Source organism: Flavobacterium sp. (genome assembly GCF_965277525.1).
GTDB lineage: Bacteria > Bacteroidota > Bacteroidia > Flavobacteriales > Flavobacteriaceae > Flavobacterium.
The window spans coordinates 945,710-968,012 of record NZ_CBDIDC010000005.1 but is presented as its reverse complement, the minus strand read 5'-3'; the positions used below and the strand labels follow the sequence as shown (position 1 = coordinate 968,012).

Sequence of the window (22,303 nt, the reverse complement as noted above, 5' to 3'; positions counted from 1 at the left end):
CGCTTTAGCGAATCTGTTTCATCCGCGTTCGACTCCATAAGCTTTAAGATTCAAAAGTTCTTCAGTCGAAATCACTTTATAATTGTTTTGCTGTAAAAATTGCAAAAACTGTTCCAATACTAAAACCGAGTGTGATGCCGTGTCGTGCAAAAGTACGATTCCGCCGGGAGAAACCCGTTTTATAATGCGATTGAAAATCAATTCCTGATTTTTTGTTCCGCCATCGAGTGATCGAATATTCCAGCCAATTACTTTATGTCCGGTTTTTTCTAAAGCTCTTCTGATCGAAGGCGTCGTAACTCCGTAAGGCGGACGAAAGAAGTTTATTTTTTTTGAAGTATATTTTTGAAGAAGTTCATCGGTCTTCTGAATTTCTTGCTGAATTTTTTCAGCATTATAAAAATCAAAAAATTTAGAATGACTGTACGAATGATTACCAACCAAATGACCTTCGTCTATAATTCTTTGAACAATTTCAGGATGCGTTTCAATATTTTTTCCAATGCAAAAGAAAGTGGCTTTGACATCGTATTTTTTTAGTAGTTCTAAAACTTCTAACGTAAAAATGCCTGGTCCGTCATCAAATGTAAGAGCAATTTTTTTTTCTGTTTCTAACGGATTATTGCAGAAAACTTTTACATGATAATGAGACGAAATTCGGGCAGAACCAACAGCATTAATTCCTAACCAAATTAAAATTACAACAACAAACCACCATATGTTTGTTGCTACATAAAAATTCAGAAGAAATAATAAGAGCAATAAAAAAACAAAAAAGAGTGATATGTTTTTGTGCGTTATCATTTTGTGATTAACGTAAAACTATGGTTTTTTCCGTTTAATTGATTGTACAATAAAATGGTTTTGTAAACTGGTTTTTCAACCGAATTTACTTTTATGATTTCAGGAATTTCCTGAGTTTTAATGATTTTAGAAGCCATCCATAAAGCAAAAGCAGAAGCAGTATCGTATTCTCCGCTTAAATGTTTGTAATACAAAACAGGCGTTGCTGCGAAAGCATTTTCAGCAAGATTTCTATAATAGTTTTCGAAATCGACGTTTCCGTCAAATCCTAAAACTAAGGCATCAAGATCAGAAATTTCTAAATTGTTCGATTTCAAAAAAGATTTAATTTCAGCTTCAATTTCGTTTTCTTCTAATGTATTTACGATGGCAATATCCAGAACTTCTGCGTACGTATGATCTTTTCGTTCATTTTCTAAAACAAAAAAACTGGCGCCTTCACCATAAACCGCACCGCTTGTTGTAGAAGTCAAAACATCATAAGGTGCTTTGTTGTCTTCTTTTATACGACCGGAAAGTTTAAAAAGGGCAGTAGTATAATCTCCATTTTCATCAACTCCGCCTATTAAAACCGACTGAACTTCGTCTTCTTCGATTTGCATTTTAGCATCTAATAAAGCCGACTCAAAAGAAACAGCGCCATTTACATACGTAAAATTATAACCTTTACATTGTTGCAACAAAGCGATTTGCGCACCAACGGTATTGTGTGTGGATTGAATAAAAGATGTTGGCGTTAAAAATTCTTCGTTATTATCGAGGATACTTTTCAGGAATTTTTCAGAATCTTCGATACATCCTAAACCGGTTCCAGTAATGATCGCATCTACTTTTTCGACATTGGCATCTTTCATGGCCAGGGCCGAAGCTACGATTCCGTTTTTCACGCCTTTTGCCATTCTGCGGCTTGCGGCAGGAGAAATGTATTCTTTGTAAACCGGCGGAACAATCGCCAGTACATTTTGATCATGATTGACAATAGCTTCTTCTAAAAAAACAGTATCAAATGTTTTTTGAGTCGAAATGCAGCCTACTCCATTTATATATGTTTTCTTCATTTTAGCTTTTTGAAAATATAAGGGTTGAACAATTTCCTCCAAAACCAAAAGAGTTGGATAAAACGTGTTCGATGTTTTTATTTTTTAACGAAGTCTGCGGTTGCAAATCAAATTCTTCCATTGGATTTTCGAAATTCAAATTCGGATAAACCACATTATTCTGAATCGCCAAAATACTGTAAACCGCTTCAATTGCTGCAGCTGCTGCCAAAGTATGTCCGGTAAAAGGCTTTGTCGAACTAAAATCCGGGACTTTCTCATCCTGATAAATTCTCAATAGTGCTCTTCCTTCAGATAAATCGTTGTTTGGAGTTGCCGTTCCGTGTACGTTGATGTAGTCGATTTGAGAAGGTTTTAAACCCGAAACTTCAAAAGCTTTTTTCATCGCCAAATAAGCGCCATCACCATTTTCTGAAGAGGCAGTTTGATGAAAAGCATCGTTTGCATTTCCGTAACCCGAAACTCTTGCCAGCACTTTTTTATTTTGTTTCTCGACAATTTCATCTGATTCTAAAACTAAATATGCCGCTGCTTCACCAAGGTTTAATCCTTTGCGTTCATTGTCAAACGGTTTGTTGAAATCGTCAGATAAAATCATCAAAGTCTTAAATCCGTTGATGGTGAATTTCGCCAAACCATCGGCTCCGCCCACAATAACGCGATCTAATTTTCCGGATTTTATCAATCTCGCACCCAACATAATCGAGTTGGCTGCAGAAGAACAAGCCGTACTAATAGTCGTAACCAGTCCTTTTAATCCCAATGCTGACGCGATTTTCTCTGCAACATCGCCACCATCGTGACAGGCAATATATTTTACCAATTCAGGATGTTTGAAATAATCGTAATAATGTCTTTCGGTCATGTCCATTCCGCCTACACTTGTAGCCGAAATAAGTCCGGTTCTGAATTCATTTATCGATGTAATTCCCGCATTTTCAACAGCCTGTTTGGCTGCGAGAGTACCGATCATCGCTGTTCTCGAAAAGTTATTATCTTCGGTAAGGTTCAATTCGTTAACCAGTTCTTCGTTGGTTTTTTTAATTTCTCCCACTTTAATAACATCTGCATGAACTGTCGAAATATTTGTGATACGCGAAATGCCAATTTTATTTTCGATCAACGAAATATAATTTTCCTCGACTGAATTTCCAATCGAAGAGATAATTCCCATTCCCGTTATTGCAACACCTTTCATTTTTAGACTTCTTAGATTTTTAGACTTGCTTAGACTTCTTAGATTTTTGACTGGCTTAGATTTTTTGATTTCTGGATTTAGACAGTTTTTAGTCTAAGAAGTCTAAAAATCTAAGCCAGTCTAAGAAGTCTTACTTCGTTCTATTAGCGCTAATATAAGCCGCCATAGTTTCGATCGACTGGAAAATAGTTTTTCCTTCTTTTGGGTCTACTAATTTAATTCCGTAATCTTTATCTAAAATCACAATTAATTCAAGTGCATCAATCGAGTCTAAACCTAAACCATCTCCAAACAAAGGATCGTTATCAGCAATATCTTCAATTGCGATATCTTCAAGGTTAAGAGTAGTAATGATTTTATTTTTTAATTCTTCTTTTAATGCTTCCATGATTATTTATTATATAATGTATTGATATTTTCGTTTTTATATTTTTCGTTTTCTTCTTTGCTAATGGTGCAAAGAAAAGCTTTATAACTGTCATTAAAAAATTCTACCCAGCCACAAAGAACTATATCAGCTTTATTTGTGTTTAACAGAATGCCTGAATAGTTAAACAGAAACTCAGTATTGAAAGCATCAAATATAAAGAAAGAATTCTCACTTTTAAGCTGATGACGGATACTTATTTCACCTAAACAAATATTTGGCAGCGTATAAACAAAAACTGCCGGGCTCGGAAAATAGTTTTCTTTGTCTGAAATAGATGCCTGATACTTAACATCAGTATCTAAACTCGACGATTTATTGGCCAAAACCAAAGCAATATTATTTTCTTTTTCTTCTGAAGTTATCGGACTCAAAAGCAATTCAGATCCTAAAAAAGCTAATTTGCTTAAAGCATCCATTTTGAAAAACTTCGGATATTGAATGTCAAAATTACGATACGCTTGTTTAGAAAAATCAGCAAAATCAGTTGGTTCAATTTTGAATACAGAAGTTCCGTTCAAAACGATTTCGTTGTTTTGAATTGTGATGTAGGATTGTATGTAGGTTTTGTTGTGAGTCATTTTATTTTTAAGAACATAACTTTTTAATGTCCGCTTTTAAAAGTAACTGTGAAAAAAGAACAGGAAAATTTGTTTTATAGCCTTTTTTAATCATTGTTACATAAATGTTATTTTTGTCTAGAATAAATATCCTGCTTGACTGATATAAAGAACTAATTCCGTAAGAGTCTAATTTATTATAAATTATTATTTCTTTTGAATTTGCTGCTCTCTCAAACCCTAATTTCTTACAATATTCAGTAATAATTGCTCTGTTTTTTTCAGCGTCATATTTGCTTATAACTTTCGTAAGATGTTTTTCAGTAGTCTTTCGATAAATTGCATAAGCAAAAAAGACACTCATAAAAAATAGCAGATAATATTCGGTTCCCGTTTTTGAATGATCTCGATATGGATCGTAATAAACTAAAAAAGGACAAATAAATCCAAAGCTAAAAAACGCAAAAAGAAGTATGGTGTCAAATATATCAAACCAGCTTTCAGAATAGACCAGTTTGCTTCTGGCTATACTTTTCTCGATATCTAAGTTTTTTAAATTTCTCATTTTATCTTCCCGATTTGCTTTATCTCTTTGTCAAAATCTGAAATAATTTTTTGAGTTTTATTGAACTCATCATATTCTTTAATTGCTTTTTTATCTGCTTGAATTTTGGATATTTTACCTTTTCCTTCTAGAATTTTGTACTCGTTGAAAGAAAGAAATTTATTTACACTTGTAGCTAATTGTTCCATAGTAAAAGTGTTTTCACGCTCGATCAATCCTTCGATGTAGTCGAAATAACCTGTTACAGTTCTTTCTAATTGAGTTATTTCTTTTTCTTCTAAATAATTTTTAGCGACAATTACATCTGATTTTATAATTCTTCCTTCTGGAGCATTTTTCCAAGTTGTAAGGCCCATATTATCCCTAGATTTATCTGCATTTTTATGGATAATTTCTGCGGCAGTGTTTCCTGTTATAGCAAAGTGAAATTTATTTTGAACCATGGCATAAAAATTCTTTGTTACTTCTGAATTTTTATCATAATCAATACTACATTCTGCAAAAATGTCGCTGACTTGTTGATAAATTCTACGTTCACTGGCACGGATTGAACGTACTCTGCGTAATAATTCTTTGAAGTAATCTTTACCAAAAACTGTTTGTCCTTGTTTTAGACGTTCATCATCTAAAACAAAGCCTTTAACTATATATTCTTTTAAGGCTTGTGTTGCCCAAATTCTAAATTGAGTGGCTTTTGTTGAATTTACTCTATAACCAACAGAAATAATAGCATCGAGATTATAGAATTTTTGGTTTCTGGAGACTTTGCGATTACCTTCAAGTTGAACTTGTAAGGATTCCTTACAAGTTGAATTTTCCTGCAATTCTTCTGATTCAAAGATATTTTTTAAATGTAACGTTATATTCTGCGGTGTTGTGTCAAACAACTCGCCCATAGCTTTTTGAGTGAGCCATACAGTTTCATCTTGTACAATTACATCTACCTTAATTTTGCCATTAGGATTGTTGTAAATAATAAATTTAGTTTCGTTATTTTCCATTTCATTTTACCTTTTCAAAAACCACAGCCGTATTACAACCTCCAAAACCAGAAGCCGTTTTCAAAAAATACTCAATATTTCTCTCTTCATTTTTTTCAATAACATTTATCGTTTCGCTTACGCCGCTTTCATCAAAACCTTTCGATTCAAAAAGCATATTTTGATTTACCGATTCTATCCCAATTACCGTTTCCAACAATCCCGAAGCGCCTAAGGTATGACCATAAAATCCTTTTAAACTATTGATAGAAACATTTTGTAAACCCAAACGATTTAATGCAATGGCTTCCATTTCGTCGTTGAACGGAGTTGCGGTTCCGTGTGCTGAAATATAATCGATTTTGTCCACTTCTATTTGGGCTTCTTCCAAAGCATTCTGAATACTTCTGAACAAACCTTCGCCTGTTCTTGACGGCCCAGAAATATGATTGGCATCGTTTATCGAACTGTCTCCAATCACTTTTATTTTTGCGCTTTTGGCTTCCGCCGAAATTAAAACAGCAGCCGTTGCTTCGCCTAAACTTACTCCGGTTCTGTTTTTAGAATACGGTTTACAAGGCAAATCGCTCATGGCCTGAAAAGAATTAAAACCCGATAAAACAAACTCTGAAACTTCATCTCCGGCAACAACAAATACATTGTCATACAACTCAGACTGAATCATTCTTTTAGCAACTGAAACCGCTAAAATTCCTGAAACACAAGCATTCGAAACTACGATAGGTTGTGTTTTGAAATGGAAGAAGTCAGCAACATTTTTTGCTAAAACATCTAAATGTGCACTATTAAAACTTTCTTCTGAATCATTTTTCAATGCCGTAATATTTCCTTTTGTGGTCGAAAGTATAAAAGCAGTTTTCGAGTTTAATTCGATTTGGGAATTTTTGATAATCGGCTCTAAAGCCAAAATCATCATTTTCTCTAAACGAGAATATTTCGTGTCAGCACTGATTTTTGCAAAAGCACTGTCTATTTTTTCATTACTAATAATCGAAGCATAAAATGATGCTGGCATCAAAGCAATATCATTGTGCAATTGAATACCGGAATCACCGCGAACAATTGCTTCGATGTTTGATGGAACATCAAATCCTAAGGGCGTGATACAATTGGTTTCGGTGATATATACTTCTCTTAACATAATTTGCAATTTAGTAAAAAGCTTAAATGGCTCGCAGATTTGGCAGATTAAGCAGATTTACACGGATTTTATTAATTTTTAATTCGTGAAAATTAGTGTAACTCGTGTTTTACTTTAATAATCCCACCTTTCGTTTCCATTCTTCATAGAAAGGAGGATTGGTCAGCATTAAATTTCCATCGCCGTCTAAAAATACCTGAACAGTTTCGCCGGTGCAGGCCACTTCGCCTTTAGCATCTATAATTCTAAAACGGTAAATCATTTTGGCAGCGGGAGTATCAACAACCGTTGTTTCTATGGTTACGACATCGCCGTAACGCAAAGACAATTTATGTTCGCATTTCGATTTAACGATTGGAGTGGTGTAACCCGTATTGCCAATATCCAAATAGGTAAGTCCGTGTTGACGGCCAAACGCTTCTCGTCCATCTTCAAAATAGGTGATATAATTGCCATGCCACACGATTCCAAGCGGATCAGTTTCGTTAAAACGAATTCTGATTTCGTGAGAAACGGTTAGTTCAGTGGCTTCGTTATACTGTTCTTTTCTTTTTGTCATAAAATAAGGCAATGGATGTTGTGATAATAAAGAACAAAAATAACAAACTTATTTTTGGGATGATTTCAAGGAAAGAAACGTTGCGTAATAATACATCATAGAAAGCTTCTAATCCCCAATTCATGGGTGACGATTTTGCGATATACTGCATGATGGTTGGCATGGCAAAAACAGGCACCCAAACACCACCAACGGCAGCCAGAATCAATACGCTTGTGGCACCAAACGGAGCCGATTGTTCTTGTGTATTGGCTACGGTTCCTAATAAAATACCAAAACCAATGGCTGCAAAACCAGAAAATAAAGCGACAACACTCATTAAAAATAAATGCCCTTCGATATTTAAAGAAGGCAAACCAATATGCGGAAATAAAAACACCGCCACAGCCACCATCATATAAAACTGAATCATACAAATGGCTGAATAGGTTATGGTTTTACCTATAATCACCACTAAATTAGAAACCGGATTGGTCAATAATCGAACGAATGTTCCTTGTGATTTTTCTTTGACAATATTAATAGACAACGGAATTACGATAAAAAATATCGCAAAAAGTGTCCAGGCCGGAACGTTGTGTTGTACCGAATTGGGATGTACTTCTTTGTTGTTAATCCTCGGAATTATTTCTTTAAAAGTAATGAAGCTCTTTTGATCGAATTCGACAGTTCCTTCTCCTAATTGATTTTGAAAAGTGGTGTAAATGGATTTGGTTTCGATTTGAGAAATCATCTTATCGATCGAACTCATTACTGCATTTTTGAAGCTCATCTGAACCGCAGGATCAAAATACAGTTTCACTTCTTTTTCCTTAATTACTTTAGGCTTTTCTGTTTGTACTGTACTATCCGTTTCTGTTAAGCCCATTTTACTCACAATGTTCTGAACATTCTGATCAATTTTGGTTTGTAAATCAACACTTAGATTTTTCGGGATTATAATAGCCAACTGAAATTTTCCTTTGTAAACGGCTTCTTTGGCTACTTCTTCGGTGATTTTTTTATTGTCGATTTGTGTGACAACACTAAACAAATTACTTTTTTCAAGATTATCAAAAACCGTTTTAGACACAGAACCGTTGTCATTATCGACCAATAAAATCGGAATTTTATTATCGCTTATGGTTTTAAAAGTACTGTCCTGAATTAAAGTTACCGTGATCACAAGTACCAGTGGCATGATAAAGAGAATTATTAATCCGCCTAAATCTCGTTTAAGCAGCAGAAATTCTTTTACGACTGACATCCAAATTTTATATACCATCTCTAAAATCTTTACCGGTTAATGAAATAAAAACTTCTTCGAGATTTTGTGCTTCATCAGTAGAAGCAATCAGGCTTGATGGTGTTCCCTGGGCATAAATTCTGCCTCTGTCCAGAATGGCAATATGGGTACAGAAATCTTCGGCTTCAGCCAAATGATGGGAGGTATATATAATTGTAGTTCCGTTTTGATTGAGAACTTTCAAATAATCTATAATGGCATTTTTAGACTGGACATCAACACCAACGGTTGGTTCATCTAAAAACAAAACTTTAGGATTGTGCAGAATTCCGGCAATCAGATTCACTCTTCGTTTCATTCCGCCCGAAAAAGTTTCGATGCGTTTGTCAGCGAATTTTAGTAAACCCAAAAGGTCTAAAGTTTCAACTACTTTATCTTTTAAGTATGCACCTTTCAAGCCGTACATACTTCCAAAATAATGTAGATTTTCTCTCGCTGTAAGAGTTGGATATAAAGCATATTCCTGGGGAACAACGCCTATGATTTTTTTAATTTTAGATGAATGATGTGTGTAGTTCAGATCATCAATCGTAAAATGTCCTGAAGTGGGTTTTATTAATCCGCAGAGCATAGAGATCAAAGTGGTTTTTCCGGCACCATTTGGGCCTAATAATCCAAAAATTTGACCTTCGTTTATATCCAGCGAAACGTTGTTCAAAGAATACTGGTCTGCATCTTTGTACTTTTTCGATAGGGATTCTATTTTTATAATGGGTTTCAAAATATATTAGCTAATGGCTTTTTTTAGTTTTTTGAAAAAGATTTCTTCTCTGTTGGCAATGCTCAAAAGTTCATCGGCAATGGCATTGTAGGCATCTTCTTTGGCACTTCGGTTTTTGTAAATTCTCGAAGCTTCAACAGCAAAATCACGCCATGAATCTCCTATTTGTGTCATTTCTTTAGAAAGCGTTTTCAATTCTTCATTATTCAAAATAACCGAAGCTTCTTGTAAAAAAGCAGCATAAATAAATCTAAAACCGCCACCGCCGGTTCCTATTTCTTCCTGCATACGAACCATTTGTGCCAGGTAATGATTGGCTTTCTTAGTTCCGTGTTTTATAGGCCATTTACGGATTTGTTTCGAAACAAATTTTATTCCTCGTACGCCAACAATGGGTACTGGAGCTAACATATCGCGACATGTATTTTTAATTCCTTTTATAATGGCACTTTTTAAATCAACATCTTTTGGAATCTGAATGGGATAATACATTTGTCCTCTTGGGGCAAAAGCACCTTTGGCAAAACGTACTTTGTCTAATTCGTCATGTGTTAAAGTGGTAACGGTTTCCATAACAGGATCGCTCACTAAATAATCGGTTTCGGTTTTTCCGTAAACGACTAAATTGTGCGCGTTAAAGTGAAAGCGATATTCATCCGGAAAATAACTCAAATGATACACTCCAACTTGTAATCCGGTTGGAATATTATTTTTTAAATTTTCGTCTAAAGCTTTATTTGCATTTACGACAGAAGAAAATTTTTGTCTTTTTATTTTTAAATTTAAACGATTGGCCAGTTTATTAAAAATTTGCCCCGGCAAAGTTCTGTAACTAATTGCTGGCGCATAATTCACTTTTAAAAAAGGTAAATAAACAAAGAAAAGTCCGGAACCAATACCAAAAACCATAGGTTCGCTGATGTTGAGTCCGCTGTTTTTTAACAAATTCGAAGCTACTCCATTCTCACAATGAGCGGCTTGATGATGTGTAAAATTAGTTTGCATTAGTTTGTTTTAATATTTTTTAATTCAGCTACCGAAATCTCAAAAGCATCGGCATATTTTTTTAGGATCGATTCGCTTAATTTGGCAAAAACGGTGGGTTTAAAATGTCTTTTTACACGCCATTTCCACATTCCAACATAACTGGATAAAATAGTAAGATCCATTTTGTTGACTTCCATATAATAACAAATCGGACTTACTTCGCCAATTTCGACTTGCATTTTTGCTTCGGCAATTCGTTCGTTTATTTCGTCTATTGAATTGGATAGTGCAATCGTTTTGGGTTCCCAGCCGGTACTTAGAGTTGTTGTATAATTGCCATCCGCATCGGTAGCATACAAAAGTTCTTTAACGTTGTTTTTTGTTAAGTTACTTTTATCTTGTGGTACTTTTTCTTTTTCCATTTCATTATTAATTTATTAGATACATAAGGCTAATGCAATACATAAACTAATTATTAAAAACCCCAGATTTGTGAAACCTAAATTTTGTTTTTTCTTCACAAATAAATAAATCATTTCTATCAGCATCCCTAAACAAAAGGCTTGGATTGCCATAAATTCTATAATAAAGAATCCTAAACCAGTATCAAAATGTTTGTGTTCAAATTCATCACAATGTTTATGAGGATCAAGAGTAATGTACCAAAGTAAAAAAACCGATCCCACCAGAAGAACTAAAATCCCAATGCGGATTAATAAATGCAAGATGATCTTTTTCGCATTCATTTACACCGAAACGGTCTTTTGAATGAACAAATTAATTTCGCATTCTAAAAGTAATTTATGTCCCCATAAACTTTCGCAGCGCATGGTACACAAAGTATAATCCTCGCCTTCGAATTTTGAAATCAAAGTTGCTTTGGTAATAATTGTATCACCCACTTTTGGGAGTAAATGTATTTTAAGGTTTTTTATCGCACTGATAAAACCCAATACATTTACGTTTTCGTTTTCTGTACCGTCTTCGTCAAAAAAATATTTTTTGCCTACAATAGCCGAACAGGTTTGCGCTGTGTTTTCGATTAAGCCTGCTTCGATAAAAACGTTATTATCAATAAAAATGTTATCTTTTTTGATCAGGAAGGTCGTTTCTACAAAATTAGCATCTATATCCAAAATCAAATCCACCATAAGCATTGGCGCTCGGTGCGGTAAATAATTTTGTATATCAACTCCGGTTTTCATTGCTGTTATCATTTCGCTAAAACAGTTTTCATTTGTCCTTTGGCAATTTCTTCGTTGTTCAAAGTCGTTACAATATCCACCAGTGTAATTCCGGCAAATTCTTGTAAAATAGTTACCGTCGATTGAATTGTATCATTCATTTTTGGTAACTTTTTAATCGCAATTTCTTTGATTGAACCTATATATCCTGTTGGAGCTATTTCGTTTTTTAAGAAAAATTGATAACCCGTGTGCAAAGCCACAGATTGGGCCATATGTTCGATTAAACCTGCTTCCAGAAAAGTACCATTATCAAAAAATAAGTTATCGTTTTTAATTTTAAAACCTGAAACCAATGAAGTTTCGGTAAACGAATACATTTTATCTACCATAACAAAAGGAAACTTTTGTGGCAATAAATTTTCGACAGCTTCTTTTTCTAAAAGTAAAAGCGTTTCCATTAGCAAACGGTTAAATAAGCATACGCAAATGAGAATCTTCCACTTTCAGGAACAGATAAAAGGATACGATCTCCTTTTTTTAAATTTCCTGAATTCATCAATTCTTCAACAGCCAGATAAATAGAGGCAGAACCTACATTTCCTACTCTTGAAAGATTCATGAACCATTTTTCATCCGCCATTCCGATTCCTTTTTCAGTTAATCCTTTTTTTAATCCTTCGACAAAAAAGTTAGAAGAAACGTGAGGAATAAAATAATCAACCTGATCTGGCGTAATATTATTTTTAGACATGGCATCGCTCATACTTTCAGCTCCTTTAGAAAGTATAAATTCATCCAATAATTTTACGTCTTGTTTAATCGCAAAAACCGATTCGTTTAACCATTGTTCAGGAGGATAATCGCTCCAGGCTTTGATTTCGCCATTTTCTAATTTATCACCTCCGGCATACATGCAGGTTTCTAATTCGTACGCATATGAAAAAGCTTCCATCCATTCAATTTTTAGCGAAATTGGGCCGCTTGGTTTATTTTCTAATAAAAAGGCTCCAGCTCCGTCAGACAACATCCAACGTAAAAAATCTTTTTTGAAGGCAATAATTGGCTGCTCTTCAAGACTTTTTAGATTTGCTGCTTCATGATTGTACATTTGAGCATTCAACCAGGTAGAAACTCTTTCTGATCCTGTGCAAATAGCATTTTTAGAATTTCCGGATCTTATAGAAAGGAAACCAAATTTTAATGAATTCATTCCGGCACAACAAACACCAGTTGATGAATTTAATTCTACCGATTTATTTTTTAATAATCCATGAACCATCGCAGCATGCGAAGGAAGGAAAATATCAGGTGTTGAGGTTCCGCAGGAAAGTACTTCTAAATCTTGTGCTGTAAAGTTTTCATCAAACAATTGCACAACAGCATTTCGGGTTAACTCAGCATTGTTGTGTGTGCTTTTTCCAGTTTTATCTAGGGCGTAATAACGGCTTGTAATTTTATTATTGCGCAAAATAATGCGTCTCGCTTTAGAAGCGGCATCATTGATGAGTCCTAAATAATCTTCCATTTCTTCATTAGAAACAGGTTCATTTGGCAAATACTTTGCGGCTTTGGTAATGTATACTTCAAACATAATCTAATTCGTATTCTAAACTCCTTGATAATATTGAGTTTCTTTTTTTATGGTTTTTAACTTAAAAGGGTAGGTAATAAGGTGCAATATATATACTATTGGTGAGATTAACCATATTGCGAGGAATAAATAAACATTAAATACTTTAAGAAGCTGTTTTCTGTTCTTTTGATGTTTATAAATCAAATTTGACCATTTATTGAAAATTTTATTTGCGGTTTTATCCACCGTAACTAAATACGGACTGATTTTTACGGCACCTATTGAAAGCAATTTGGGCTGTAAATCTTCCCATTTATTCTGATATAGTGCAGAAACAATGACGTCTCCAAATTTATCCGATTCCTGAATGTCTTTGTCAGAAACTCCTGGTAGGGGTAAAAATCCCCAATGTTTTTTCTTCACGCCGGAGAACATCCATTCTACAATTGTAATTACACTGATTAAATTTCCAACGCGATCTACCAAAGCTACGTTTCCTACTAATGGGGCATTGGCTTCTTTTAGTAAAGTTTTGATTTTTTCCTGCGCCATAATCCACATATTACGGGAACCGCTTATGGTAACAACAGGTGTATTGTTCAGTATTTTTTTAGCATCATCACTTTTTAAAAATGAATTAATTGGGATCGAAGGCGACAAATACCAAACCTGATAATGAAATAAAACCAAATCGAATTTTGTATTTAAAATTTCTTCAGGAACAGGTTTTAGTGCTGTTGGAATTTGAAGAAAAGATTCCGGAAAAGCATCAAAAAAAGAATCTTTGTCCCAGGGAAAAGGAAAAGGTTTTTCTAATTGTATTTCGTGAAACGTTATATTTATCTCTTCTGAATTCAGGAAAGGCTTTGCAATATTTCGTGCAATCTCTTCTAATTGTCCTGATTGGGAATAATAAATAACAAGAACATTTTTCATTTTGGTTGGTTGCTTAGGTGGTTGCGCAAAAATAAGTATTTTTTTTAAACGAATTTCCTTATTTTGTCTGTTCGTTTGGTATGTACCCAATCCGGCCATGTAGCTGAATCTTCGGCATCGTAAATGCGGATTTTTTGGTTTTCATCTTCAATTAATAAATCATCAGATGTGCAGCCTAAAATTGAAGCTGCTGCTGCAAGACCAGAATATGTCGCACCTGCAACACCATGAGAGAGGGTACAAGCACCACAAAGAAAAAGGTTTTCGATTTCGGTTTTGTTTTTATAAGAAAAAGGACCAACCTGATTTAATGTTTTTTCGGTTCCGTAAACATTTCCTTTTGTCGAATTAATGTAGAATTCATTGGTTTTAGGAGTTCCTAATTCTGCCTGAATAATATGTTGTTTCGCATTCGGAATTATTTTTTCGACATTATTCATCAGTTTGTCGACGATTTTTTCTTTGAAAATTTTGTATTCTTCAGTATGATAATCGTCTAAACCATTAAAATCTTTCAGATGATCATAATTCACATACGTTACAATTTCGAAATTATGATAACGCCCGTTAAAACTTGCCGGATCTTTGAGTGTTGTACAACTGATAAAAACAGAAGGGAATGAATCTCCCGAATCAATATTACTGCTCATTAAATCCTCAAAATTAGCATCATCGTTTTCATCTTTCATCATCCAGAAATTTCCGGAATCGATATTGTATAAGGTAACATCAATATCCAGTGTCAGGAATAAAATTAAAGAAGTAACTGAATATTTTGTCTTGTCTAGTTTTTTTAGAAGTGATTTACTGAGATGTTCTTTATCGATCAAATTCAAATAGGTAATCGAAGGATCAGCATTTGAAACGATATTTTTGGCTCGTATTTCATCGCCATTTTCAAGCTGAATGCCAATTGCTTTTTTATTTTCGATAATGATTTTACGAACGTTTTGTTTTACGCGTATTTCTCCGTTATGTCTTTTTACAACGTTTGTCATGGCTTTTACGATTCCGCCGCCGCCGCCCATGGGGTAAAATCCGCCATCAAAATAATGACTCATTACAGAACAATGAACCGGAAAGCAAGCACGACTTGGCGGAAGTCCGTGATCACCACACTGAATATTAAGAACGGCTTTTAGTTTAGGATCTTTAACATGCCAGCCAATTACTTTTTTTAAAGGAAATAAGGCAAACTTGCCAAAATGTTTGGTACGAAACGGAACGGTGATGTTTTGCCAGAATCCTTTTAATTTCGGAATTAACTGCAATTCATAACTTACTTTTTCTACCAGTGAAAGATACTCGTGTATGTTTTTTTCTTCGTGAGGAAAATGGGTTGAAAGGGTTTTCTTGAGATTCTCAGCTCCTGCGGGTAAATCGAAGGTATCATCTCCAATTAAACAATGCTCATAGGCATTTTTGTTCATACGGAAAAACACCATGTCATTGGCAATTCCTAAACCTCTGTACAATTCGTTGGTAGATTGTCCTTCTTCAAGCTGACCTACATAATGTACGCCTGGACTAAAACGCTGTCCTTGCAAAGTAAAACTATGACTCCAGCCACCGGGAACATAATGTTGTTCAAGTACGATAACTTTTTGTCCGGCTCTTGCCAGACAGATTGCAGTTGATAATCCTCCTACTCCGGAACCAATAATAATCGTGTCAAATTCCTGCATACTTTACTTTAAGAATTGTAAAGTATAAAAGAACGATTTTTAATTAAATAATTTTAATTCTTTGGGATGTAATTTAAAGTACTAATGGTTTTTAACCGCAAAGTCCGCAAAGGTTTTTATTGACAAAGCACATTAATTTTTACCGCAAAGCGCGCAAAGATTTTTTTACTGGGCTGAAATAATCTCGCAAAGGCGCAAGGGCGCAAGGGCGCAAAGTTTGTATTATTAATGACACTTCTGCATCTTACCGAAATTAATTCTAAAATAAGAACATAAAGCTTTGCGAACTTTGTGTTTATCAGCGTAATATTAGTCAAAAATCTTTTCGCACTTTGCGGTTAAATTCCCTTTAATTTTTTATTTCAATTGATTCCAGAAATCAAAGTAGTTAAACCATTGCAAAGGATATTTTGCCAGCATCGATTCTACGCTTTCGATATATGCTTTTAATAAGCCTTTTTCGTCACGGTGTTTGACTATAGCTTCTCTTGCATATAAATGATAATGCAGGTTTGGTTCTTTCATTACATACACAAAAACTACGGGAACTTTTAGTCGGGAAGCGATTAAAAACGGACCTGCAGGAAAGTTCGCCTCTTCGCCAAGGATTTTTTCAGAAAGTGATTTGGTACCTTCAAAATAACGATCGCCGGTAAAACAAACCAGTTCATTATTGGCAAGTGCTGCATTAATCTCAAAAATATGAGATAAATCTTCTTTGATAATGATAAACTTAACGGTAGGTTTTTGGGTTACGCTTTCCAGATAATTCTTAATAGCAGAATGTTCCAGATCTGTTGTAACCAGATTAATTTGAAAATCAAGGTCGATATCACCTAAAAAATGTTCGGCGATTTCAAAATTCCCAATATGTGCACTGATTAAAACGCCTCCTTTTTTCTCTGCCAAAAGGTTTTTCAGGATCTCAATCCCGTCAAATTCATAGGTGAATTTGTTTCGCATTCCTGCCGAAATGGAAATTTTATCAATAATGGTTTGCCCAAAAGTGTAGTAACTTTTGAAAACCATTGTTTTAGATTTGAACCAGGAATACTTCAGCCTTTCTCCAAAATAATAAGAAATGGCTTTGTTGCTTTTCTTTAAAAATAAAAAATAATAAGCGGCAACAAAATAAAGTAAAATATAGGCAGATTTTACACCCGCTTTTTGTATTAAAAAAACGAATATTTTATACCCTAGAACAGTTCCTTTTGATTTGCCATCCCATTTGCTCATTAAGCAGTTTTGGCTTTTAATTTGTTTTCGATAAGATCATAAAAGCTTTGAAAAGAATCAATTCCTACGAAATCAACTTCAACCAGCTTTACCCCAAAGTTAGCTTCTATGGAAACTACTAAATCAACATAGTCCAAACTATCTAACCCAAGTGTGTCTTTTAAATTAGCATCTGGTTCAATATCATCATTATCTACTTCAAATTCATCAACTAAAAAACCATTAATTCTTGCTATAATCTCTTCTTTATTCATCGTTTAATTTAAACTTTTTAACCACCAACGCAGAGTTGGTTCCTCCGAATCCGAAGGAATTGGACAAAAATATGTCAAATTTTTTGTTTAAAGTAGTTTTGACCAAATTTAATTTGGCTGCATCTTCGTCAGGATTGTCTAAATTGATGTTTGGAGCGATGAAATCGTTCTGCATCATTAAGATAGAATAGATTACTTCGCTGGCTCCGGCCATCCAACATTCATGGCCTGTCATTGATTTTGTGGAACTTACATACGGATTTTTCTCACCAAAAACTTCAAAGATTGCTTTTGCTTCATTGCCGTCTCCAACCGGTGTTGAAGTGGCGTGAGCATTTATATAATCAATATCTGTTGCTTTTAATTGTGCATCATCGAGCGCTCGTTGCATGGCTATAGACGGGCCTTCGACATTAGGAGTTGAGATATGCCCGCCGTTTGAAGAGAATCCGTAACCCACAACTTCGGCAATAATATTGGCACCTCTGGCAATGGCAGATTCGTAACTTTCAAGAATTAAAGTGGCACCGCCGCCACTCGGGATTAATCCGTCGCGATCGGCATCAAAGGGGCGGGAAGCTTTTTGAGGTTCATTTTCTCTATTCGAAAATACGCCTAAACCATCAAAACTGCTCATGGCATATTTGTTGATTTCCTGAGCTCCTCCGGTAATAATGATATCCTGGAAACCGCTTTTGATTAAAAAATAAGCTAACCCGATAGAATGTGAACCACTTGCACAAGCGGCACTTATGGTAAGATTGATGCCACGGAGTTTAAAAATCGTAGATAAATTCATCGTAACTGTAGAATTCATCGATTTAAAAATGGCTCCCGAACCTATTAAAGCAGTGTCTTTTTTCTCTCTGACAATATCTGTTGCATCAATAATAGCTTTTGAGACACTATCATTTCCGTACATAATACCTACTTCACGATCATCAAAAAAAGCATCATCAATATTCGCATTTTTCAAAGCCTCGATTGTGGCCATATAAGCATACTCGGTTTCTTCACCAATGCTCATACGTTGTCTTCGGGTCAATAAATTTTTTAAATCTGCTTTCGGAACCATTCCCGTAAGGGCAGATTGAAAACCAAATTCTTTTCTTTCAGCATCAAACTGAATACCGGATTTTCCGTTGTATAACGATTCCTTTACTTCTTCTAAAGAAGTTCCGATACAAGAATAAATTCCCATTCCAGTAATTACAACTCTCTTATTCATCGTCTTTCAAAGTAATTTTTAGTCCGTTGCGCGTACATTTAAACACATAGAAACATAGCTTTTGTAAATTCAAAAAAGTCGTTTCACTTATTTGAAATACACATAGGGATCTATGTGAGAGAAATGTATTTCTTTTTTAAACTCTTTGGACACATAAAATTCTATGTTTCTATGTGTTTATTTGAATTTTAAAATCACACGTTAAGGTTAATTTTTAAGAATATATTCCTCCGTTTATGTTGATAATTTCTCCTGTAATGTAGCTTGATTTTTTTGAAATCAAAAAGCTTACCAAATCTGCTACTTCTTCGGCTTCGCCAAAACGATTTACCGGAATTAGTTTTAATAATTCTTTTTCGTCTAGTTGGCTTGTCATGTCGGTTCTGATAAAACCAGGCGCTACAGCATTTACAGTAATATTTCGTTTGGCAACTTCCTGGGCTAATGCTTTTGTAGCGGCAACAATTGCACCTTTTGCAGCAGAATAATTGGTTTGTCCGGCCGTTCCTTTTACACCTGAAACCGAAACTATATTTACGATTCGGCCATATTTATTGCGCAACATTTTTTGAATTAAAAATTGCGTTACATTAAAAAAACCGTTTACGCTTGTATTCATAACTCCGTTCCAGTCTTCGGGAGTCATCCACATAAAAAGACCGTCTTTTGTAATTCCGGCGTTGTTTACAATCGCTTCTACAATGGCTTCAGGATTTGCATCCTGCCATTGTGTTAATGTTTTTTGCACTTCTTCATAATTAGAAACATCAAAACCTAAGATTTCTCCTGTTGCTCCTAATTTTTGTATTTCCTGAAGTGTTTCTTCGGCAGCAGTTTTGTTTGAATGATAATTGATCAGAATATGATAACTAGATTCAACGGCTAATTTTTTACAAATAGCACTTCCAATTCCTCTTGAACCGCCAGTTACTAATACACATTTCATATGTAGAATTTATTTTTTATTGGTCAAATAGGGGATCACCTTTTTACTAATGATACCATATTCGTATTTTATTGGTTAGTTGATTTTATTTTTTCTTTTTGGCTACTGGTTTTGTAGCCGCCTTAGTAGCAGGTTTTGTTTCTGTCTTTGCTGCGGGTTTTACTTCTGCTTTTGGTTTTTCAGCAGGAACTTCGCTTACTTTGTTTTTCTCTTTTGATTGCGAAAAAAGTTCAGCGTTTTCAAACCATTGGTTGCCTAAAACCGTTCCGTCTGGTCTAAGAAATCCCCATTTACCTTCGTTTTTCACTCTTGCAAGACCATCAATAAATCCTTTGTCTTGTTGTACAAAAAGAGCAATGACAAATCCGTTTGCAGTGATGTTGTATTGAGTTGGGATAACTAATTTTCCGGATTCATTAATGAATCCCCAGTTTTTTTCTTTTACAGGAGCCAGTCCGTTTGTACTGAAAACCTCTGCATCGCTATACGTTGGAGGAATAGTGAATTCAGCTTTAGGATTGATGTAACCCCATTTAGATCCAACACAAACCGGAGCTAAATTTTTAGAGAATGCTTTTGCCTTATCATATATAGGTAAAATGGTCCAGTTTCCTTTTAAGTCGATGAATCCAATTTTTCCGTTCTTTCTGGCATACGTTAAATCCTGAGTGTCAAAATCCCAGATTTTGTCAGCACCATCTACCGCAATAAAATTTCCGGCACTTACAAGTCCAAAAGTTTTGTCTTTTCTTGCCCAGGTGGTGTTTTTAAAATAGTTTCCTATTTCATCATAAACAGGTTCTACTAATTCTTTACCGGCAGTATTAATAATTCCCCATTTTTTATTATTCTCCACTCTTGCAAAACCGTTTTCAAACGATTTGATCTGATCGTATTTAGGTTCTAAGACAACGGCCATTTTTGAGTTGATTAATCCCACTTTTTTACCTTGTCTGATAAAAGCAACGCCATCATTAAAATCAAATAATTTTTCAGTAGGTGGTGGGGTTTGCACTTCTCCTTTTGTATTGATATAAACCCAGTCCTTATCTTTTTGTACCACTGCAATTCCGCTGTTAAAGTCTTTAGTGTCTTTAAAATTGGCCGGAATTATCCATGTTCCTTTAGCATCGATGAATCCCCATTTTCCATTATCTTCTACAGCAGCTAAACCCTCTGAAAAGCTTTTTGCTGATTTGTACTGAGGTTCAATTTTAAAGTTTCCATCTTTGGAGATATATCCAATTTTACCGTTCTTTTTAACCAAAGCCAATTCCTGACTATTAACAAATTGAATAAATAATACGAATAAAAAAATAAGTGGTTTTTTCATGGTTTTTTAGTTTCAATATTAATAATGTAAAATAAAGTTTTAACTGTTGATCAGGTAATCTTTTACTTTTTGAACAAAAGGATACATGACCTGATCTTCTTTAAATACGGGAATTATGTTTCTGATATCATCGTACCATTTTTTAGTAACGGATGATATTTTGTCTTTTTGTACTAAATAATCAATTGCCTGAACGATTGTAATCAATTCGATCGCTAAAACTTCAAATGAGTTTTCGATCACTTTCGAAGTAATTACCGCTGCATTGGTTCCCATACTTACGATATCCTGATTGTCGTTGTTGTTCGGGATACTATGCACGTACATTGGGTTAGATAACATTTGGCTTTCAGCAGTTGTTGAGGTTGCCGTAAATTGGACACCCTGCATTCCGAAATTGAATCCTAATGTTCCTAAATTAACAAATGGAGGAAGAATTTCGTTGATTTTTGAATTCAATAAATAATTCAGCTGACGTTCTGCCAACATCGTTAATTTGGTAATCACAATTTTCAGTTTATCCATCTCAAGTGAGATATAATCACCGTGGAAGTTTCCTCCGTGATAAACGTGTTTGTTTTTTACATCTATAATAGGATTGTCGTTTGCTGAGTTGAATTCGTCTTCAAGAATAGAAGCAACATTATTGATGGTTTCTAAAACCGGACCTAAAATTTGAGGTACGCATCTTAAAGAATAATATTCCTGAACTTTTTCCTTGAAGATTTCTTCGGTGTTTTCGCCAGAATACAAATGGTCTTCTCTTTTACGGATCAAAGTACTGTCAGAAAGATTTTGTCTCATTCTTGCAGCCACTTCCTGTTGTCCTTTGTGACGTTTGGTTTGGTTTAATTCTTCAGAGAAATGATCGTCGTATGCCTGAACCAATTCATTAATCGCACAAGAAGCTTTTAATGACCAGTCTAATAATTTATTAGCGTGGTGCACATTTACAACTCCAATTCCGGTCATTACAGAAGTTCCGTTGATCAACGCCAGACCTTCTCTGATTTCTACCTGAATTGGTTTTAAACCTTCAATTTCAAAAACTTCAGAAGTTGGTCTTCTGTCTCCTTTATAAAAAACTTCGCCTTCGCCTATTAAAACTAAAGCTAAGTGTGATAATTGTACTAAGTCTCCGCTGGCACCAACACCACCGTGTTCAAAGATAAGAGGGGTAATATCTCTGTTGATTAATTCTGCCATTAAGTGAATTACCGATGGGTGAACACCAGAATTACCTAAAGAAAGTGTATTTAATCGGGCCAAGATTGCTGCTTTTGCACAAACAGGGCTCAAAGGTTTCCCTGTTCCTGAAGAGTGGCTTCTGATCAAATTGTATTGTAACTGAATTTGGTCCGACTCTTTAATTCGGTATTGAGCCATTGGCCCAAAGCCAGTATTTACGCCATATATTACTTTGTTTCCTGAAAATTCCTTCAGGAAATTAAAACTTTCGTTTACCCGGTTTAAAACAGCATCGCTTATAGAAACTTTGTTATTTCCAAAAATGATGGATTCGAATTCTGCTAAACTTAAATATTCATTAATTGTATTCATTAAACTGGTTTTGGTTGTGCTAATTTAATTTTATTTATCAAAATAAATGTAGTTATTTT

General features: G+C 34.7%; 25 protein-coding genes. All 25 read right to left on the bottom strand.

Annotation, left to right across the window (positions count from 1 at the left end; genetic code table 11):
* Nucleotides 1-18: 18 nt before the first annotated feature.
* Entirely contained in the window at nucleotides 19-804 is a 786-nt protein-coding gene (locus ACQY44_RS12540) for a polysaccharide deacetylase family protein (protein ID WP_428230679.1), read from the bottom strand.
* Complete coding sequence (locus ACQY44_RS12535; protein ID WP_428230678.1) at nucleotides 801-1,862, bottom strand: beta-ketoacyl synthase N-terminal-like domain-containing protein; 1,062 nt, start codon at nucleotides 1,860-1,862, stop codon at nucleotides 801-803. The genes ACQY44_RS12540 and ACQY44_RS12535 overlap by 4 nt, the downstream gene beginning before the upstream one ends.
* A 1-nt stretch (nucleotide 1,863) precedes the next feature.
* A complete protein-coding gene (locus tag ACQY44_RS12530) occupies nucleotides 1,864-3,060 on the bottom strand; it encodes a beta-ketoacyl-[acyl-carrier-protein] synthase family protein (RefSeq protein WP_428230677.1) in 1,197 nt (398 codons plus the stop codon).
* A gap of 130 nt (nucleotides 3,061-3,190) precedes the next feature.
* Nucleotides 3,191-3,448 (bottom strand): phosphopantetheine-binding protein, encoded by a 258-nt coding sequence (locus tag ACQY44_RS12525; protein WP_017496902.1) that lies wholly within the window; start codon nucleotides 3,446-3,448, stop codon nucleotides 3,191-3,193.
* Between the two features lie 2 nt (nucleotides 3,449-3,450).
* The gene (locus tag ACQY44_RS12520; protein WP_428230676.1) at nucleotides 3,451-4,068 is read right to left on the bottom strand and encodes a 3-oxoacyl-ACP synthase; all 618 of its coding nucleotides are present in this window, start codon (nucleotides 4,066-4,068) and stop codon (nucleotides 3,451-3,453) included.
* A gap of 7 nt (nucleotides 4,069-4,075) precedes the next feature.
* On the bottom strand, nucleotides 4,076-4,612 hold the full coding sequence (locus tag ACQY44_RS12515) for a hypothetical protein (RefSeq protein ID WP_428230675.1): 537 nt from the start codon (nucleotides 4,610-4,612) through the stop codon (nucleotides 4,076-4,078).
* Nucleotides 4,609-5,613: a virulence RhuM family protein gene (locus ACQY44_RS12510; RefSeq protein WP_428230674.1), complete on the bottom strand. Its 1,005-nt coding sequence runs from the start codon at nucleotides 5,611-5,613 to the stop codon at nucleotides 4,609-4,611. Before ACQY44_RS12510 ends, ACQY44_RS12515 begins: the two co-directional genes overlap by 4 nt.
* A gap of 1 nt (nucleotide 5,614) precedes the next feature.
* Entirely contained in the window at nucleotides 5,615-6,754 is a 1,140-nt protein-coding gene (locus ACQY44_RS12505; protein ID WP_428230673.1) for a beta-ketoacyl synthase N-terminal-like domain-containing protein, read from the bottom strand.
* A 109-nt stretch (nucleotides 6,755-6,863) separates the two neighbouring features.
* On the bottom strand, nucleotides 6,864-7,313 hold the full coding sequence (locus ACQY44_RS12500; protein ID WP_065451727.1) for an acyl-CoA thioesterase: 450 nt from the start codon (nucleotides 7,311-7,313) through the stop codon (nucleotides 6,864-6,866).
* Nucleotides 7,288-8,577, bottom strand: a complete 1,290-nt coding sequence (locus ACQY44_RS12495; protein ID WP_428230672.1) for an ABC transporter permease — start codon at nucleotides 8,575-8,577, stop codon at nucleotides 7,288-7,290. Before ACQY44_RS12495 ends, ACQY44_RS12500 begins: the two co-directional genes overlap by 26 nt.
* The gene (locus tag ACQY44_RS12490) at nucleotides 8,567-9,319 is read right to left on the bottom strand and encodes an ABC transporter ATP-binding protein (RefSeq protein WP_428230671.1); all 753 of its coding nucleotides are present in this window, start codon (nucleotides 9,317-9,319) and stop codon (nucleotides 8,567-8,569) included. Before ACQY44_RS12490 ends, ACQY44_RS12495 begins: the two co-directional genes overlap by 11 nt.
* 6 nt (nucleotides 9,320-9,325) lie before the next feature.
* Entirely contained in the window at nucleotides 9,326-10,324 is a 999-nt protein-coding gene (locus ACQY44_RS12485; protein WP_428230670.1) for a BtrH N-terminal domain-containing protein, read from the bottom strand.
* Nucleotides 10,324-10,728, bottom strand: coding sequence for a hypothetical protein (locus ACQY44_RS12480; RefSeq protein WP_428230669.1), 405 nt, complete (start codon nucleotides 10,726-10,728; stop codon nucleotides 10,324-10,326). Before ACQY44_RS12480 ends, ACQY44_RS12485 begins: the two co-directional genes overlap by 1 nt.
* A 15-nt stretch (nucleotides 10,729-10,743) precedes the next feature.
* Nucleotides 10,744-11,031 carry a hypothetical protein gene (locus tag ACQY44_RS12475; RefSeq protein WP_428230668.1) on the bottom strand — a complete coding sequence of 96 codons (288 nt, stop codon included), beginning with the start codon at nucleotides 11,029-11,031 and terminating at the stop codon, nucleotides 10,744-10,746.
* A 21-nt stretch (nucleotides 11,032-11,052) separates the two neighbouring features.
* Nucleotides 11,053-11,511: an ABC transporter permease gene (locus ACQY44_RS12470; RefSeq protein ID WP_428231194.1), complete on the bottom strand. Its 459-nt coding sequence runs from the start codon at nucleotides 11,509-11,511 to the stop codon at nucleotides 11,053-11,055.
* A gap of 8 nt (nucleotides 11,512-11,519) precedes the next feature.
* The gene (locus ACQY44_RS12465) at nucleotides 11,520-11,951 is read right to left on the bottom strand and encodes a hypothetical protein (protein WP_428230667.1); all 432 of its coding nucleotides are present in this window, start codon (nucleotides 11,949-11,951) and stop codon (nucleotides 11,520-11,522) included.
* Complete coding sequence (locus tag ACQY44_RS12460; protein WP_428230666.1) at nucleotides 11,951-13,084, bottom strand: beta-ketoacyl-ACP synthase III; 1,134 nt, start codon at nucleotides 13,082-13,084, stop codon at nucleotides 11,951-11,953. Before ACQY44_RS12460 ends, ACQY44_RS12465 begins: the two co-directional genes overlap by 1 nt.
* A gap of 15 nt (nucleotides 13,085-13,099) precedes the next feature.
* Nucleotides 13,100-14,002 (bottom strand): dialkylrecorsinol condensing enzyme DarA, encoded by a 903-nt coding sequence (locus tag ACQY44_RS12455; RefSeq protein ID WP_428230665.1) that lies wholly within the window; start codon nucleotides 14,000-14,002, stop codon nucleotides 13,100-13,102.
* 44 nt (nucleotides 14,003-14,046) lie between these two features.
* Entirely contained in the window at nucleotides 14,047-15,687 is a 1,641-nt protein-coding gene (locus ACQY44_RS12450) for a phytoene desaturase family protein (RefSeq protein ID WP_428230664.1), read from the bottom strand.
* A gap of 357 nt (nucleotides 15,688-16,044) precedes the next feature.
* Complete coding sequence (locus tag ACQY44_RS12445; protein WP_428230663.1) at nucleotides 16,045-16,923, bottom strand: lipid A biosynthesis acyltransferase; 879 nt, start codon at nucleotides 16,921-16,923, stop codon at nucleotides 16,045-16,047.
* Nucleotides 16,923-17,177 carry an acyl carrier protein gene (locus ACQY44_RS12440; RefSeq protein ID WP_271335108.1) on the bottom strand — a complete coding sequence of 85 codons (255 nt, stop codon included), beginning with the start codon at nucleotides 17,175-17,177 and terminating at the stop codon, nucleotides 16,923-16,925. The genes ACQY44_RS12445 and ACQY44_RS12440 overlap by 1 nt, the downstream gene beginning before the upstream one ends.
* The gene (locus tag ACQY44_RS12435) at nucleotides 17,170-18,405 is read right to left on the bottom strand and encodes a beta-ketoacyl-[acyl-carrier-protein] synthase family protein (RefSeq protein WP_428230662.1); all 1,236 of its coding nucleotides are present in this window, start codon (nucleotides 18,403-18,405) and stop codon (nucleotides 17,170-17,172) included. The genes ACQY44_RS12440 and ACQY44_RS12435 overlap by 8 nt, the downstream gene beginning before the upstream one ends.
* A gap of 214 nt (nucleotides 18,406-18,619) precedes the next feature.
* Nucleotides 18,620-19,351, bottom strand: a complete 732-nt coding sequence (gene fabG, locus ACQY44_RS12430; RefSeq protein WP_428230661.1) for a 3-oxoacyl-ACP reductase FabG — start codon at nucleotides 19,349-19,351, stop codon at nucleotides 18,620-18,622.
* An 85-nt stretch (nucleotides 19,352-19,436) separates the two neighbouring features.
* Nucleotides 19,437-20,684: a WG repeat-containing protein gene (locus tag ACQY44_RS12425; protein ID WP_428230660.1), complete on the bottom strand. Its 1,248-nt coding sequence runs from the start codon at nucleotides 20,682-20,684 to the stop codon at nucleotides 19,437-19,439.
* Between the two features lie 39 nt (nucleotides 20,685-20,723).
* Nucleotides 20,724-22,244, bottom strand: coding sequence for an HAL/PAL/TAL family ammonia-lyase (locus tag ACQY44_RS12420; RefSeq protein ID WP_428230659.1), 1,521 nt, complete (start codon nucleotides 22,242-22,244; stop codon nucleotides 20,724-20,726).
* Nucleotides 22,245-22,303 lie beyond the last annotated feature (59 nt).